Consider the following 16,164-nt stretch of genomic DNA (forward strand, 5'->3'; position numbering starts at 1 on the left):
TTCAATCGGTATCGGGACGTCAGCCAGTCAGCCGATGCGGGAATACTTGAGCAGCTTCTTGAGGTCGCTGCTCACCTTCTTGGGGTCGGGGTCCGCCGGCCAACGCATCATCAGGTTGCCCATCGGATCGACCAGGTAAATCGTGTCCTCGACGCGCCCGCCCTCCCTGGCCGGCAGCCATTGTGCGATGGCGGCACGGTCCATGCGCAGGAAGCGCACGCCGGCATACGGTTCGTTGTAGGCGGCGGTCAGCCGATCGTCCACATTTCCTGCATCCTGGATCAGCCAGACGGGAACGATACGTTCGCGATCCTCGCCCTGCCCCATGCGAATCTGGCGCATCGTGAACAGCTTGCGCGCGCAGGCCTCGTCGCAGGCGGACGGATCGGTCATCAGCATCAGCCATTTGCCGCGCAGCGCCGCCAGCGGCACCGCTTCGCCACGCTCATTGGTCAACTGTGCGGCCGGCATGGGCCGTTGCGGATCGATCAGCGCGCCATAGTTGGTGCTGCCGCCCGCGGGCTTGATCACGTAATAGGTGAAATACGAAAAAAGCACCGGCGATGCACATACCAGCAGCAGCATCAACATTTGCAGGCGGCCGCGGCGCGTGCGCGCATCGATGCGGGGATCCTGCGTGGCCGGAGGGTCTTGCTGCGACATGGAATTGGTCTGTACGTTCATGGTTCGGTTATTCGTTTGCCGCCGTAGCTTCGCGCCGGGCGCGGCGCCAGCCCAGCACGGCCACCAGTATGACGGTCAGTGCGGCCAGGCCAAACCACTGCGCGGCATAGCCATAGTGACGCTCGGCGCCGAAGTCGGCCGGTGCCCAGTCGCGCGCCAGGCCATCGCCAGTGTCGCCGGACTGCTCCACCACCACGGGCACCAGTGGCGCACCGGTCTCACGCGCAAACGCGGCAAGGTCGATATTCTGACGGATCTTTTGCCCGGCCTCGGCCGCCGGCTCCAGGCCCATGCTATACACGCGCGGCACTGTCGCCAGCGCCGTGCCTTCGATGGTCACTTCTCCGCCCGGCGTCGAAAACGGCGCGATGCGCGTGCGGTCCTGCGTATCGCGCGGCAGCCAGCCGCGCAGCACCAGTACATCGGCGCCATCTGCCATCCGCAGCGGCGTCAGCACCAGGAAGCCCGCCCGGCTATCGGTGCCGTTGCCGTGCGGACGATTGTCGAGCAGCACGGTCCTGGCATCGTCAAAGGTGCCGCGTGCGCGCACATGGCGATCCACCAGCCGCGCGGCATCTGCCTGTCCTGCATGCAGATCCACCGGCGCCTGTACGGCCAGCATGCCCAGCCGCTCGGCGCGCCCGGTCTTCTCGTGCGCGCGGCGCAACTGCCAGTTGCCCAGCGCACAGGTAACCGCCACGACCACCAGCGCGGCAATCATCGGCACCAGCCCCGGCGCACGCCATGGCATGCGGGTCGTCACGGGTTTCCCCGGCACGGCCCGGTGCGATAATGGGCGCTTACAAGAACCGGCCCCCACATGCGCTTCGTCATCATCGTCGCCTTTATCCTGATCATCGGCAGCCTGGCTTCCGCGCTGTTCTTCATGATGCGCGACCGTGGCCGCACGCCCAACATGATGCGCTCGCTGATGCTGCGCGTCGGGTTCTCGGTGGCGCTGTTCCTGTTCATCCTGTTTTCGCACTGGATGGGCTGGATCCACAGCACCGGCATCCAGATGTCGCCCTGAACCCGCGTTGACACTGCTTCGCGCATCAACAAAAAAGCGCCGCTGAGGATTTCTCCCGCGGCGCTTCTGCTTTGGTACCGCAGCGCCGCCGTCCGGGCGGCGCCAGTGCCTTACAGCCAGTACACCACCACGTACAGGCCCAGCCAGACCACGTCCACGAAGTGCCAGTACCACGCGGCGCCTTCGAATGCGAAGTGGTGCTCCGGCGTGAAGTGGCCCTTCAGCACGCGTCCCAGCACCACGGCCAGCATGATCGCGCCCATCGTCACGTGGAAACCGTGGAAGCCCGTCAACAGGAAGAACGTCGAACCATAGACACCCGAGGTCAGCTTCAGGTTCAGTTCATGGTAGGCGTGGATGTACTCGTAGGCCTGCAGGCACATGAAGATCGCGCCCAGCAGGACCGTCAGCACCAGCCCCTGGATCACCTGGTTGCGCTTGCCAGCCAGCAGCGCGTGGTGGGCCCAGGTCAGCGTCACGCCCGAAGTCAGCAGCAGCGCCGTGTTGATCGTCGGGATCGGCCACGGCCCCATGGTCTGGAAGCTTTCCACGGTGCCAGCCGGCCCCGTGTTCGGCCACACAGCCGCGAATTCGGGCCAGATGATCTTGTTGTTCAGGTCGCCGAGCCACGGCATGGCGATCGTGCGCGCGTAGAACAGCGCGCCGAAGAATGCCGCGAAGAACATCACCTCGGAGAAGATGAACCAGCCCATCGACCAGCGGAACGACACGTCGATGTTCTTGCCATACAGCCCGCCCTCGGATTCGCCGATGGCGTCGCCAAACCAGCTCTTGAGTACGAACAGGAACCAGATCAGGCCGAAGCCGCACAGGTACGGCGCCCAGGACTGCCCGTTGACCCAACCGGCGGCTCCCGCACCGGTCAGCAGCAGGCCAAACGCCGCCGTGATCGGATGGCGCGACGGGCCCGGCACGAAGTAGTACGGGGCGTTTGCGCGATTCGCACTCATTCTTCTATCTCCAGCTCAAAGTCTCTGTTTCATGGTTATCCGCACATCCGGCCAGCCTTGTGCCGGTGGCGTGCTCGCTTTGTATCTGCTGCCCTGCTATGCCTGGCTGACCACGGTGCGCACGATGACGATCAATACCGCCACGAACACAGCCGCCGCAATCAGCCCGGCGATGATCACATGCACCGGGTTCAGGCGCGCCATGTCGGACTCATGCTCCGAACCCTTGCGCAGCCCGATGAACGACCACAACACCGCGCGCACCGTCTGTGCGAAAGACGCCTTGCGATGTACCGGATCGTCGGTCGCCATCCCTTGTCCCCTATCCCGTCAGCTGCCCTGGCGCGCGGCCGCTTCGTCGCCGCCCGGCGCCTGCGCCACCGGCGTACCCACCTCGAAGAACGTGTACGACAGCGTGATGTTCTTCACATCCTTCGGCAGCTTCGGATCGATCACGAAGACCACCGGCATCTCGCGCGCCTCGTTCGCCTTGAGCGTCTGCTGCTTGAAGCAGAAGCACTCCACCTTCTTGAAATACTCGGTCGCCTGCTTGGGCGCGTAGCTCGGAATCGCCTGCGCCGAGATATCGCGCGGCTGGCCGTTGGCCACCTCGTACACGATCGTCGTCAGCTCGCCCGGATGCACTTCCATCGAATGCTTCACCGGGCGGAACGCAAACGGACCGCGCGCATTCGAGTCGAACTCCACGGTGACCGTGCGGCTCGTGTCGACCTGCGTGTTCTTCACCGAGCTGGCGCCATACAGGTCGCGCGTGGTGACCACGTTCAGGCCGGTGATCTCGCAGATCGCCTTGTACAGCGGCACCAGCGCATAGCCAAAGCCGAACATCAACGTCACCACCACCAGCAGCCGCATCAGCATGCCGCGGTTGAAACGCCTTTCGAGAGCCTTGTCCTGCGCGTCCACGCGTGTGTCTCCTGCTACTTCATCTTTTTATTCGGGTCAGCCGCCAAGGAACACCATCTTGGCAACGAATCCCAGGAAGAAGACCATCGCGATCGACAGCATGATCAGGCCCAGGCGCCGGTTGGCGGCTTTCTGGCTGGCTTGTCGTTGCAATTGCGAAGGGCTTTTTGCTGAGGGCTGCATATCTACCAGGTCCGTACAGCCGGATGCACGAGGCATCCGGCCGGATTACATGATTACTTCACTACTGCATTACTTGACGATCGGCGGCTCTTCGAACGTATGGAACGGCGCCGGCGACGGCACGGTCCATTCCAGGCCTTCGGCACCATCCCACGGCTTGTCACCGGCAGCTTCGCCACCACGGTACGACGGCAGCACCACGGCGAAGAAGAAGTACACCTGCATCAGGCCGAAGCCCAGCGCACCGAGCGAAGCCACGGCGTTGAAGTCCGTGAACTGGGTCGGGTAGTCGGCGTAGCGGCGCGGCATGCCTGCCAGGCCCAGGAAGTGCATCGGGAAGAAGGTCACGTTGAAGAAGATCAGCGAACCCCAGAAATGGATCTTGCCGCGCATCTCGTCGTACTTGAAACCGCTCCACTTCGGGCCCCAGTAGTAGAAGCCCGCGAACAGCGCGAACAGCGAGCCCGCCACCAGCACATAGTGGAAGTGCGCCACGATGAAGTACGTGTCCTGCAGCTGGATGTCGATCGGCGCCACAGCCGGCATCAGGCCCGTGAAGCCGCCGATCGTGAACACGAAGATAAAGCCGATCGCGAACAGCATCGGGGTCTCGAACGTCATCGAGCCGCGCCACATCGTGGCAATCCAGTTGAAGATCTTCACGGCGGTGGGCACCGCGATCAGCATCGTCGCGTACATGAAGAACAGCTGGCCCGTCACCGGCATGCCCGTGGTGAACATGTGGTGAGCCCACACGATGAACGACAGGATCGCGATCGATGCCGTGGCATACACCATCGAGCTGTAGCCGAACAGGCGCTTGCGCGCGAAGGCCGGTACCACATGCGAGACGATGCCGAACGCCGGCAAGATCATGATGTACACCTCGGGGTGCCCGAAGAACCAGAAGATGTGCTGGTACATCACCGGGTCACCACCGCCGGCGGCCGAGAAGAAGCTCGTGCCGAAATGGCGGTCGGTCAGCACCATCGTGATGGCACCGGCCAGCACCGGCATCACGGCGATCAGCAGGTAGGCGGTGATCAGCCACGTCCAGCAGAACATCGGCATCTTCATCAGCGTCATGCCGGGGGCACGCATGTTGAGGATGGTCACGATGATGTTGATCGAGCCCATGATCGACGATGCGCCCATGATGTGCATGGCAAAGATGGCCATGTCCATGCCCGGGCCCATCTGCACCGACAGCGGCGCATACAGCGTCCAGCCCGCGGCGGTGGCGCCGCCCGGTGCGAAGAACGAACCCACCAGCAGCAGTGCCGCCGGCGGCATCAGCCAGAAGCTGAAGTTGTTCATGCGCGCGAAGGCCATGTCCGATGCGCCGATCTGCAGCGGAATCATCCAGTTCGCGAAGCCCACGAACGCGGGCATGATCGCGCCGAACACCATGATCAGGCCGTGCATCGTGGTGAACTGGTTGAACAGTTCGGGGCGGAAGAACTGCAGGCCCGGCTCGAACAGCTCCAGGCGGATCAGCAGTGCCAGCACGCCGCCCGACAGCAGCATCGTGAACGAGAACAGCAGGTACAGCGTGCCGATGTCCTTGTGGTTGGTCGCGAACAGCCAGCGGCGCCAGCCATGCGGATGATCATGCGCGTGATCGTCATGACCATGGCCGTTATCGTGCGCGTGGTCGTGCGGATGGCCCAGTGTCTCCGGGGTAGCGGTACTCATCGCAATGACTCCATCAATTCCTGAATGCGGGGCTGCCGCGGGTCAGCCTGCAACGCGGTTGCCCGCGCGGCTGGCCTGCTTGTCGTTGGACGTGGTCGGCGTGGCGGCCTTGGGGGCCGCGTCGCCGGCGCCGGCTTGCGCGCCGCCGCCTTCCGGGAACTTGCCCGCACGGGCGTTCACGAAGTCCGCCGGCTGAATCACTTCACCGGTCTTGTTGCTCCAGCTGTTACGCGTGTACGTCATGACCGCGGCCAGCTCGGTATCCGAGAGCTGCTTCCACGACGGCATGCCGCCCTTGCCTTCCAGCAGGATGTGCATCTGGCCGGCCTTCGGGCCATTGACGACCTTCGAGCCATCGAGCGCGGGGAATGCGCCGGCGCCCTTGCCGTTCGGCTGGTGGCAGACCGCGCAGTTCGACGCGTAGATTTTCTCGCCGCGCACCTTGATCTCGTCGAGCGTCCAGGTCTTGTTGGGATCGTCGGCAGCGGCGGCCAGCGCCTTCTTCTTGTCGTCGACCCACTTGGTGTACTCGGCGTCGGACACCACGCGCACCACGATCGGCATGAACGCATGTTCCTTGCCGCAGAGCTCGGCGCACTGGCCACGATAGATGCCGGTCTTCTCGGCACGGAACCACGTGTCGCGCACGAAGCCCGGAATCGCATCCTGCTTGACGCCGAACGCGGGAATCATCCACGCGTGGATCACGTCATTGGCCGTGGTAACGATCCGGATCTTCTTGTTGACGGGCACCACCAGCTCGTTGTCCACCTCCATCAGGTAGGTGTTCGACTTTTCCTGCTGGTTGTTGATCTGCTCGCGCGGCGTGGTCAGCGTGGACACGAACGAGATGCCCTCGCCCTGGCCCTTGATGTAGTCGTAACCCCACTTCCACTGGTAGCCGGTGGCCTTGATCGTGATGTCGGAGTTGGTGGTGTCCTTCATCGCCACCACGGTCTTGGTGGCAGGCAGCGCCATCGCAATCACGATCAGGAACGGCACGATGGTCCAGACCACTTCCACGGTAATGCTCTCGTGGAACGATGCGGACTTGGCGCCCTTGCTCTTCCGGTGCTTGAAGATGGAATAGAACATCACGCCGAACACGGCAATGAAGATCACGGTGCACATGATCAACATCATCCAGTTCAGCCAGTGAATCTGTTCGGCGATTTTTGTAACGGGTTCGGTTAGGTTCAGTTGTCGGACGGCCGGGCCGCCTGGCATGTCACTGACCGCGGAGGCCGCCTGGCTGACAAGCAGGGATACCCCTGCCAGACATGCTGCGGATGCCTTCTTCCACATTTTCATTGTTTATCTACCCAATTTACAGATTCAAATCTGTCCCCGCCGTGCCCCGTTTCGCATCCGGTCTGGATGCAATGCAGGGCCGCCGCGAGTTCCTGCGCGAACTTGCGCCGCCGGTACGGGACCAGATACGACCCCACCCGCACGGAGCGCTTGTCCGACCGCAAGACCACCAGCGCCCGGAACGATTCACCCAGTTCAATCCGCACCCAGTGTGGATTGAATACTTCCCGCGTGACCCGATTGGCGCTGGCTGTCTCCACGACCAGCATCCCGTCGATCACACTCACGCGTTCATAATCCGCCGCATGGCGCGCATACGCCAGCAGGGCAATCCCCAGCCCGATCAGTTCCAGGCCAGCAAACGGCAGCACGAGCCAGGCCCCATGCCACACGGTCAGATATGCCGTGATGGCAAGGGAAAGGCATGCGATGGAGAAGTAGAACCAGCCAACCTGGCGGGGAGAGAGCGAACAATTCCGCTTCATCAGCCAGTCGTTGCACGGCAAGGGAGTGCGTCCGTCGAGATTTCCGCCGGAGTCACCTACTGCCGTCTGGAATGCGATACCCAAGTCTTGCATCGCCAACCACTCTGCATCGGATGCACACCCGGGACGAAACCCGCCTCAGGCTCTGCACGTGCGAAGTGCATTCCAGGGGCGTTCTTGTGCCAGGGGACCACTGCGACAAACCGGGCCATTATATGGCGCTTCGCATACCTGAACAACATAGGATTTGACCGAAGTGCTTGCCATCGGCAAATTTTTGTGCATGGCGCAAAGCCCCCCGATAGGCAACACAAACGACGGGCCCCGATTGTTGCCCAACCGTGCCCGGCGCATTGTTCAGCGGCGCGGCTGTGCGCGGCCGATCCTGTCGATCGGCACTATCGCGCGGCCCTGATCGTCTGTCGCCTGCTTGCCACGCGGCGCCAGCTTCCAGGCATGGCCATAGACAATCTCGAACGTCAATGGAATTACACCCTCGGTGTTGCGCAGCCGCTCCAGTGCCGCCAGCAAGGCCGCATGCCACCGCCTGCCACGCAGGCCCGACATGCCCGGACGGCGCAAGCCACCGAATGCCTGCACCTCGCGCAACAGGGTCTCGGGCGATTCGTAGGTAATGGTCAGTGTTTCCATGTCCATCACCGGCGTGGACCAGCCGCCATGCACGAGCATGTCGCCAATGTCATGCATGTCGACGAAGCGCAGCGTGTGGGCGTCGAGATCGACATCGGCAAACGCCTCGCGCAGTTCCTTGAGCGTATCGGGACCAAACAGCGAGAACATGACCAGCCCTTCGTCAGCCGTCACACGATGCCATTCCGGAAACACGCGATGCGGCTCCGGATGCCAGTGCAGCGCCAGGTTCGACCACAGCAGATCGAAGGTGGCGGCGCCGAACGGCAGTGTGGCAAGATCGCCTTGCACGAGGTCGAACATCGGGCGCTTGCCGAGCAGACGCCCAACCCAGCCGGGCCGCCGTTGCGGATCGCGCTGGCCGGCCTGTTGCAGCATGGCGCCGGAAATATCGAGTCCGGCAATCTGCGCATCGGGAAAGCGGGCGCGCAAACCCGCCAGCCCCTGGCCATGGCCACAGCCGATATCGAGCGCGCGGCGTGGCGACAGCTTGACCACCTCCATTCGCTCCTGCATGCGCTGGCCAATTTCGCCAAGCAGGAAATCGAGCTGGCCGAAGCGCGGGCTGCGGCGGTCGAACGCAAGCCGGGTCAGCCGCGCGGGCGGCAACCAGGCATCGGGGGAATCGGAGGCATGCAGGGACACGGACAGACGGGGCAACAGGAATCGGATCGACGGGCAGTGCGACAAAGTGTCGCACCCTGGAACAGCCGGGTGGCGCATCGCGCCCCGGCAGGTCCGGAAGTATACGCGCCAGGCCCGATGGCTGCCGGAGCCGGCCTGATCCGGAAAGTGACGCGCTTGTGGCCCTTGCTGTTGCCATCGGCTTGCCTGGTCTGCGCCAGCGTCCAACGCGAGGTGGTCTGTACGGAATGTGCCGGCACCCTGCTGCTGCCCGTGCCGCGTTGCCCGCGCTGTGCCATGCCGGACAGCCACGGGCACTGCGGGACCTGCGCCGACGATGATCCCGTCGATGCCACGCTGACGCTCGGCAACTATGCCGCACCATTCGACACACTGATCCTGCAACTCAAGTTTGGCGCCCGGCTACCGGTCGCCGCATGGCTTGGCGCGCAGTTGGCAGAGACCGTGCGCGTATCCGGCACCCGGCCCGACCTGCTCGTACCGGTTCCGCTTTCGGCGCAGCGCCTGGCAGAACGCGGTTTCAACCAGGCATGGGAAATGGCGCGTCCGATGGCCCGGCGACTCGGCATCGACATGTCGGCCACCATGTTGACGCGATCGCGCGACACCCTGAGCCAGCGCACGCTGGACCTGGCCGCGCGGCAGGCCAATCTTCAACAGGCATTCGCAGTCAATGCCACGGCGAAACTTGATGGCCTGCATGTCGGCCTCGTCGATGACGTGATGACCACCGGCGCAACGCTGCGCGAGGCGGCACGGGTGCTCAAGGCACATGGCGCGGCACGCGTTACCGCGCTGGTTGCGCTGCGCACGCCGTGACACTGGCAGTCGTACAAGGTAAGCTGCGCTCCGGTTTCCTGCTTCCATCCCATGTTCAACGTCGTCCTTGTCGAACCCGAAATTCCGCCGAACACCGGTAATGTGATCCGCCTGTGTGCCAACACCGGTGCGCAGCTGCATCTGGTCAAGCCGCTGGGATTCCCGCTTGAAGATGCACGCATGCGCCGCGCGGGGCTCGACTATCACGAGTACGCCACGATGCGCGTGCATGACGACTGGGATGCCTTGATGGCCGCTGAAAAGCCCGATCCGTCGCGCATGTTCGCGCTCACCACACATGGCTCGACACCGTTTGGCCAGGTCGAATTCCAGCCCGGCGACTGGTTTGTGTTCGGCTCGGAAACGCGTGGCCTGGCCCCCGAACGGCGCGAGTGGTTCCCAACGACCCAGCGTATCCGACTGCCGATGCGCCCCAACAATCGCAGCCTGAACCTTTCCAACACGGTTGCCGTCGTCGTGTTCGAAGCGTGGCGCCAGAACGGTTTCGCCGGCGGCGCCTGAGCCGCGAATCAGTTTTCCGGCTGCACGTTGGCGGCGCGGATTACCTTGTCCCAGCGCGCCTTCTCGCTGACCATGGTCTGTCGCAGTGATGCCGGCGCGGTACCGGCCGGCACGAAATACTGCGCGCGCATCTTGTCGCGTACGTCCGCGCTGCCAATGATCTTCACGAGTTCGCGATAAAGCCGGTCGACAATTGGCGCGGGTGTACCTGCCGGCGCCAGGATGGCCTGCCACGAAATTGCCTCGAACCCTGGATAGCCCGATTCCGCGACGGTCGGCACCGAGGGCAGCACGGCCGTGCGCCCGGTGGACGTCACTGCCAGCAAACGCAGCTTGCCGGCAGCCACCATCGGCATCGCGATCGCGGGCACCATGAAGCCCGCCTGGACCTGACCACCCACGATTGCCGTGGTGATCTGCGGAAAGCCCGGATATGGCACGTGCTGCAGATCGATGCCGGCCATCGCCTTCAGTTGCTCCATCGCCAGATGCGCGGCACTGCCATTGCCCACCGAGCCGTAGTTCAGATCACCGGGCTTCGCCTTGGCCAGCGCCACGAATTCACGCAGGTCGTGCACTGGCAGCCGCGCATCGACAACCAGCACATTGGGCGACGTCGCGACCAGCGTTACCGGCGCCAGCTGTTTCATCGGGTCGTAGCTCAGGTTCCGGTACAGCGATGGCGCCGTGACCAGTGGGCCATTGATCGTGAACAGCAACGTATAGCCATCGGGCGCGGCCTTGGCGACCATACCCGTGCCAATATTGCCCCCCGCGCCGGGGCGGTTCTCGACCACGATGGGCTGGCCCAGTACTGCGGCGAGTTTCTCGGTAACGATGCGCGCAATCAGGTCCGGAGACGAACCGGCCGGAAACGGCACGATCATGCGGATCGGTTTCGAGGGCCAGCTGTCACCAAGCGCGGGCAAGGCGACGGCGGCGGTAGAGGCGATCAGGGCGTGCAGGGCCTGGCGGCGGGTGGGCATCGGCGTGATTGGTTATTGATGCGCCGGCCCTCTCCCCCGCCCCTCTCCCGCACGGCGGGAGAGGGGAGACAACCAACGGATTATCAATTGCTGTCGGTTTGCTCCCCTCTCCCGCATGGCGGGAGAGGGGCTGGGGGAGAGGGCCAGCACGTAAAGCACTGGACAGCTATCTCGTAGCTACTTGTCGCTACTCGTCGCGCGCATCGCGCTGCAGCAGCCGCGCTACCGCATCGGCCACGGGCAGGCCTTCGAACAGCACCGCACACACCGCACGCGTGATCGGCATTTCCACACTGTGGCGTGCTGCCAGTGCCGCAACGGCCTGTGCGCAACGCACGCCTTCGGCCACATGGCCGAGGTCGCGCAGGATCTGCTCCAGCGTCTTGCCGCCGGCCAGTTGCTGGCCGACCTTGCGGTTACGCGACAGGTCACCGGTGGCCGTGAGAATCAGGTCGCCGATGCCTGCCAGGCCCATGAATGTTTCCACGCGGCCACCGAGCGCAAGGCCCAGGCGCGTCATTTCAGCCAGTCCGCGCGTTACCAGCGCCGCGCGAGCATTGAGGCCCAGGCCAAGGCCATCGCTGGCACCCGTGGCGATCGCCAGCACGTTCTTCACCGCACCGCCAACCTCGACACCGGTCAGGTCGTCACTGCCATAGATACGCATGGCGTGGTGATGAAACGCCGCCTGGGCGCGATCGGTCAGCGCGTGCGTGGTGCCGGCCACGGTCAACGCGCAGGGCAGGCCCTGCGCGACTTCCTTGGCAAAACTCGGGCCGGTCAGCACGCCGTAGTCGATCTCGCCGGATGCCACGCCCAGCGCATCGAGTTCCTCACGCACCATCTGGTGCGGCAGCGCGTGGGTATCGGCCTCGAATCCCTTGCAGAGCCACAGCATCGCCAATGCCCCCTGGCGTCGCGCTGCCAGGCGGCGCGTCATCTCGCGTAGTCCGGAGACGGGCGTGGCAACGATCAGCAATCCTTGCGGATCGGACAATGCATGGTCTACCGCGCGGTCGAAATCAGACTCGCAGACGAGCCGCGGCGACAACGCCACGCCGGGAAGATAGGTGGCATTGATACCGGTAGCGGCAATGCTGGCCAACTGGCCTGCATCGCGCCCCCACAACATCACGTCGTGTCGCGTATCGACGGCGGCATGGCTGGCCAGTGCGGTACCCCACGCACCGGCGCCCAGGATGGTCAGTTTCATCGGCAGGTCGGAGAATAGCGCTGTTATGAAGAATGAAGACAGTATGAAAGGCAAATCCGGCGCCGGAAAAGGCAAACGGGGCCGAAGCCCCGTTTTGCGGTAGTCCTGCGCCGCGGACGCGGATCAGTGGCGAGCCTGGCTGCCGTCCGGCAGCACGATGCCCGAGTCGCTGGCCTGGCCCTGCGCTTCTTCCATCGCAGCCTGCAGGCGTTGCTCGTACAAGGCCTGGAAGTTGATTTCCGACAGGTGGATGGCCTGGAAACCGGCACGCGTGATCACGTCGGCAATGTTGCCGCGCAGGTACGGGTACAGGATCGTGGGGCAGGCGATGCCCAGCAGCGGGTCAAGCTGCTCGACCGGCACGTTGCGGATGTCGAAGATGCCAGCCTGGTGCGCTTCCACCAGGAAAGCAACCTTGTCCTGCACCTTGGTCGTCACGGTACCGGTCACGACCACTTCGAAAATGCCTTCCTGCAGCTGGGACGCACCTACGTTCACCTGCACTTCCACCGACGGGGCTTCCGACTCGAGGAAGATGCCCGGCGAATTGGGCTGCTCGAGCGACATGTCCTTCAGGTACACGCGCTGAATGTTGAAGAAGGGCTGGTCGTCCTGCTGGGTGGCTTGTTGCTGGTCGCTCATGAAAGGCTTCCGGATGGAACGGTTTGGGCGCGCTGCGCCATGCGCAGCCGGCGGTCAGGACCACCGGCGGCCGATTGGGAGGGTAGGAGCATACCATTGCTGGTTTGCTCCCCCCTAAGAACCGTACGTGCGAGTTTCCCCGCATACGGCTCAAGCCCTTACAAAATGCTGGACATCTCCAGCACCGGTTTCACAACGGTTCGACCATGATGGTGTACTTGGACGTGGCAGTTGGGATGCAGCAATACGCGATTTCCTAGAGCGTCTGAACCTCCGTGGGTTCTGTAGACGATGTGATGGTCATCCCACCCGGTCTCTTTGGTTATCTTGCACTGACACACCGCGCATAAGCCCCGCTGATCGACATATAGCCTGATCCACTGTTTCCGGTGAGACATGCTTTCCAGCATGCGGTCCCGGCGTAGATTTTCGCCATACATCTCTTGCGCTGGATCGAAAGGATTGAAGTCCCCCCGAATCTTCTTGTGCCGTCTGATGGGCGTGCTAGCAAGCGAATACAACTCCTGCCAGCGCCGTTCCCCATCGTCTTCCACAAACTCAGTCCCGAACACCCAGTTTCGATCACCAAACGAAGCGAAGTATTTCTTCCGCACCCATTCGGCGTTCTTCCCTCTGTGTCGCCGTTTTGTCCACCAAAGCAGCGCCCGGAAAACTCGGCTCTGCATCTTGCTGAACGCTTCTTTTGCCACTACCGGGCTGTGATACTGCGCCCAGCCTCTCAGCATCGGGTTCAGCAGGCGAATGATGACCTCCTGCTTTACCGTCTTGTTAGCACTGATAACCTCCTTAACCTTGCGATAGAACGCCTGCGCGTTTTTCCTGCTTGGCTTAATGAGCAGCGTTCCGGAATACTTCCGGAAATTCCACCCAAGGAAGTCAAAACCCTCGTCAATGCTCACGATCCGCGTTTTCTCCGTGGACAGGGACAACCCTCGAATTGCGAGGAACTGTTCCACCCACGGCTTCACCTCGTGTTCCAAAACTTCCGGCGTGCTGCCGGTGATCACGAAATCGTCCGCATAGCGCACAACATTTACTTTGAGCTTCCGGGTCTGGTTGACACCCAGCGTGGTTTCGAGAAACCGAGCTAGCTGTTGTTCCAGTCCGTTCAGCGCCACATTGGCTAAGGTCGGGGAGATGATGCCCCCCTGTGGCGTACCGGCTTCGGTCGCCTGAAACTGGCCCTGAAATACCACGCCAGCTTTCAACCACTTCCGAAGGATCGCTTTGTCCATAGGGACATTGCGCTCCAGCCAGTCGTGACTGATATGGTCAAAACACCCGCGGATGTCCGCCTCCAATATCCATGAGGCCGAGACCTTTCTGGATAAGTTGACGAATAGCTGGGACATAGCATCCGCAGTAGAACGATTGGACCTGAACCCATAAGAGTTCGGATCGCTCGTCCCCTCGGACACCGGTTCCAGCGCCAGCAGATATAGCGCCTGCATGGCCCGGTCCAACATGGTCGGGATACCCAGAGGGCGTTCCTTTCCGTTGGCTTTGGGGATGAAGACCCTCCGTAATGGCATGGGCCGATACCCCCGGCGTCTCAACCGTCCAATGGCTACCCATCGAACTTCAGGCGAGTCCCAGAGTTCGCGGTCGACACCTGCCGTCCGTTTACCTTGGTTCTCCGTCACTCGTCGCACCGCCGATGCCTTGGCGGAAAACGAGCGGGTCAGAGACCGCTGCAGAGCTTTCACCCTGCGCCAGTCCCGTTCCTGTGTCGCCTTCGCAATTCGAATCTGCATTGCTCGAACATTCTGTTCGACGCGGCGCCAATTGATGTCGCCCCATCGCTGCGGAATGCCGGAGGGCGCAGATTCATCCTCGCGGATCAATGCTTCCATGCTGCTCTCCTATCTTGAGGACTTCCCCAACTAGCAGAGACAACATGCCCCTTGCGGGGTATGTCACCCCCCAAGGGAAGAAAATTAAACAAGCGAGTTCAGTCAGCCGTCTTGCGACGAAAGACCAGTTGGAAGTCTGCCCGCTTTCGCGTGGGATGATGTTTCAACCCCTATCCGGACCATTACAGCCCGACGTTCGCTTTCTCCAACCTCCCATACCCGCACAGCCAACAGCGTTCCTTGCGGTTCGCTTGCCAGAGCCATACAGCGCCCCGGCAGCCATACGGGCTTACCACGTTCCCTGCGCGTTACAAGACCGGGTTAGGGCCTGCCTCTTCGCCGGTGGTCTTACAGCGACGTATTCCGAGCTTCCAGCGGAATAACCGACCACGTACCTTTTGGTTAGTGCCACGCAGCAGCTTAGGCACCGTCATATTCACGGCGTTTATCAGCAGTTCACTTACATTACCCATACCAGCCAGCCTGGCTCCTTGACCCCATTGCTGCTCGGAGTCTCTGCGTCCTTATCTCACGATAATGACGCACCCTTGCGGGGGCTACGTTGTCAGGAAAGCTTCACACCCCACCGTTGCCAGTGACGCATGTCTCCCTAGGCTACTGTCAGTCGCATGACAGGTTCTCTATCGAGGCACCCTCGCGGGTGTATTCGACCGAACCATAACGCGCAGAGCTATACGCTCCGGGAAACCTCACTTCATTACTTCAGTGCCTCCATAGTGGCAGGCGCTTGACGGCGGCGGTCTCTTTCGAGCGCAGACCCGTCCCAAAGAACGTAGCGCCGACCCAACCGGGCCGGTTTGAATGCTATGTAGCGGAGATGCAACGAAAACTACAGTCGCAAACCCACCCGCACCTACCGAAGTAGGGCGTTTAAAGAGAACTTGCCCAAAGGCAAGCGTCCCCGCCTTTGGGCAATGGCTGGACATATATCCAGCAAATAGCAAGCTGCGAGTCAGCCGATGGTCTGGCCTTCCCACAACACATGGACTCGCTCCAACCTTACGGCTGGGCTTGTCAAAGCAAGAAATGGTTGAGATTGGACGGTTCTGGCCGAAGCCTTTCCCTTGTCTCAACAAAGGTCGATGCTCTTAACGTAGAGCTGCCGGACACGAAAGTGCGTGTCGCACGAAAGCGCATATGGTACATGACGCGGATGGCGAATTCACCGTGCCGCAGCATTATCAGATTCGTCTCTTGATCTGCTGCGGCGCAACGTGGCCGCCGCCCGCCGTGGGTGTCAGGCCGCCAGCAGCGGCACGAGGCCACCCTGCCGGTCGAGCGCCGACAGGTCGTCGAAACCGCCAACGTGGGTATCGTCGATGTAGATCTGCGGCACGGTACGGCGTCCGGTGCGGGTCATCATTTCCTCTCGCTTGCCAGGCTCGCGGTCGATCAGGACCTTCTCGATCGCTTCCACGCCACGCTGCTTGAGCAGGCGCTCGGCCATCTGGCAATAGGGACACACTACCGTGCTGTACATGACGACGCGGGCCATGCGGGTTCTC

Annotated in this window: 18 protein-coding genes; 3 read left to right on the top strand and 15 right to left on the bottom strand. The window is 62.5% G+C overall.

The genetic code is table 11. The annotated features are described in order from the left end of the window. Window positions 1-27: 27 nt before the first annotated feature. Window positions 28-684 carry a cytochrome C oxidase subunit I gene (locus ACO550_RS01430; RefSeq protein ID WP_315597618.1) on the bottom strand — a complete coding sequence of 219 codons (657 nt, stop codon included), beginning with the start codon at window positions 682-684 and terminating at the stop codon, window positions 28-30. Between the two features lie 7 nt (window positions 685-691). Then, a complete protein-coding gene (locus ACO550_RS01435; RefSeq protein ID WP_485994166.1) occupies window positions 692-1,435 on the bottom strand; it encodes an SURF1 family protein in 744 nt (247 codons plus the stop codon). A gap of 69 nt (window positions 1,436-1,504) precedes the next feature. Between ACO550_RS01435 and ACO550_RS01440 the strand changes: the two genes are divergently transcribed. Next, entirely contained in the window at window positions 1,505-1,714 is a 210-nt protein-coding gene (locus ACO550_RS01440) for a twin transmembrane helix small protein (RefSeq protein ID WP_315597616.1), read from the top strand. A 110-nt stretch (window positions 1,715-1,824) separates the two neighbouring features. On the opposite strand, the gene ACO550_RS01445 is transcribed toward ACO550_RS01440, so the two are convergent. The 8 genes from ACO550_RS01445 to ACO550_RS01480 all read right to left on the bottom strand — a co-directional run bounded on the left by ACO550_RS01445 (window position 1,825) and on the right by ACO550_RS01480 (window position 8,582). Next, window positions 1,825-2,685: a cytochrome c oxidase subunit 3 gene (locus ACO550_RS01445; protein ID WP_315597615.1), complete on the bottom strand. Its 861-nt coding sequence runs from the start codon at window positions 2,683-2,685 to the stop codon at window positions 1,825-1,827. Between the two features lie 96 nt (window positions 2,686-2,781). Beyond that, complete coding sequence (locus tag ACO550_RS01450; protein WP_315597614.1) at window positions 2,782-2,997, bottom strand: DUF2970 domain-containing protein; 216 nt, start codon at window positions 2,995-2,997, stop codon at window positions 2,782-2,784. 18 nt (window positions 2,998-3,015) lie between these two features. Next, window positions 3,016-3,612 carry a cytochrome c oxidase assembly protein gene (locus tag ACO550_RS01455; RefSeq protein ID WP_315597613.1) on the bottom strand — a complete coding sequence of 199 codons (597 nt, stop codon included), beginning with the start codon at window positions 3,610-3,612 and terminating at the stop codon, window positions 3,016-3,018. 36 nt (window positions 3,613-3,648) lie between these two features. After that, a complete protein-coding gene (locus tag ACO550_RS01460; RefSeq protein WP_315597612.1) occupies window positions 3,649-3,795 on the bottom strand; it encodes a cytochrome oxidase small assembly protein in 147 nt (48 codons plus the stop codon). A gap of 69 nt (window positions 3,796-3,864) precedes the next feature. Further along, the gene (gene ctaD / locus ACO550_RS01465; protein ID WP_315597611.1) at window positions 3,865-5,490 is read right to left on the bottom strand and encodes a cytochrome c oxidase subunit I; all 1,626 of its coding nucleotides are present in this window, start codon (window positions 5,488-5,490) and stop codon (window positions 3,865-3,867) included. A gap of 42 nt (window positions 5,491-5,532) precedes the next feature. After that, window positions 5,533-6,801 (bottom strand): cytochrome c oxidase subunit II, encoded by a 1,269-nt coding sequence (gene coxB / locus ACO550_RS01470; RefSeq protein WP_315597610.1) that lies wholly within the window; start codon window positions 6,799-6,801, stop codon window positions 5,533-5,535. Then, window positions 6,798-7,379, bottom strand: coding sequence for a DUF2244 domain-containing protein (locus ACO550_RS01475; protein ID WP_315597621.1), 582 nt, complete (start codon window positions 7,377-7,379; stop codon window positions 6,798-6,800). The genes coxB and ACO550_RS01475 overlap by 4 nt, the downstream gene beginning before the upstream one ends. 264 nt (window positions 7,380-7,643) lie before the next feature. Continuing rightward, complete coding sequence (locus tag ACO550_RS01480; protein WP_315597620.1) at window positions 7,644-8,582, bottom strand: methyltransferase domain-containing protein; 939 nt, start codon at window positions 8,580-8,582, stop codon at window positions 7,644-7,646. Window positions 8,583-8,699: 117 nt separating this feature from the next. On the opposite strand from ACO550_RS01480, the gene ACO550_RS01485 reads away from it, so the two are divergent. Together ACO550_RS01485 and trmL are read left to right on the top strand one after the other, a co-directional pair. Next, the gene (locus ACO550_RS01485) at window positions 8,700-9,401 is read left to right on the top strand and encodes a phosphoribosyltransferase family protein (protein ID WP_315597609.1); all 702 of its coding nucleotides are present in this window, start codon (window positions 8,700-8,702) and stop codon (window positions 9,399-9,401) included. A 51-nt stretch (window positions 9,402-9,452) separates the two neighbouring features. Then, entirely contained in the window at window positions 9,453-9,923 is a 471-nt protein-coding gene (gene trmL / locus ACO550_RS01490; RefSeq protein ID WP_315597608.1) for a tRNA (uridine(34)/cytosine(34)/5-carboxymethylaminomethyluridine(34)-2'-O)-methyltransferase TrmL, read from the top strand. Between the two features lie 8 nt (window positions 9,924-9,931). On the opposite strand, the gene ACO550_RS01495 is transcribed toward trmL, so the two are convergent. The 5 genes from ACO550_RS01495 to grxC all read right to left on the bottom strand — a co-directional run bounded on the left by ACO550_RS01495 (window position 9,932) and on the right by grxC (window position 16,154). Next, entirely contained in the window at window positions 9,932-10,909 is a 978-nt protein-coding gene (locus ACO550_RS01495) for a tripartite tricarboxylate transporter substrate-binding protein (RefSeq protein WP_315597607.1), read from the bottom strand. A 187-nt stretch (window positions 10,910-11,096) separates the two neighbouring features. After that, window positions 11,097-12,122 (bottom strand): NAD(P)H-dependent glycerol-3-phosphate dehydrogenase, encoded by a 1,026-nt coding sequence (locus ACO550_RS01500; RefSeq protein WP_315597606.1) that lies wholly within the window; start codon window positions 12,120-12,122, stop codon window positions 11,097-11,099. Window positions 12,123-12,245: 123 nt separating this feature from the next. Then, entirely contained in the window at window positions 12,246-12,764 is a 519-nt protein-coding gene (gene secB, locus ACO550_RS01505; RefSeq protein ID WP_315597605.1) for a protein-export chaperone SecB, read from the bottom strand. Window positions 12,765-12,922: 158 nt separating this feature from the next. Continuing rightward, window positions 12,923-14,638 carry a group II intron reverse transcriptase/maturase gene (gene ltrA / locus ACO550_RS01510; protein WP_008642654.1) on the bottom strand — a complete coding sequence of 572 codons (1,716 nt, stop codon included), beginning with the start codon at window positions 14,636-14,638 and terminating at the stop codon, window positions 12,923-12,925. A 1,258-nt stretch (window positions 14,639-15,896) separates the two neighbouring features. Then, window positions 15,897-16,154, bottom strand: coding sequence for a glutaredoxin 3 (gene grxC, locus ACO550_RS01515; RefSeq protein ID WP_315597604.1), 258 nt, complete (start codon window positions 16,152-16,154; stop codon window positions 15,897-15,899). Window positions 16,155-16,164 lie beyond the last annotated feature (10 nt).

This window comes from Cupriavidus sp., assembly GCF_057315035.1.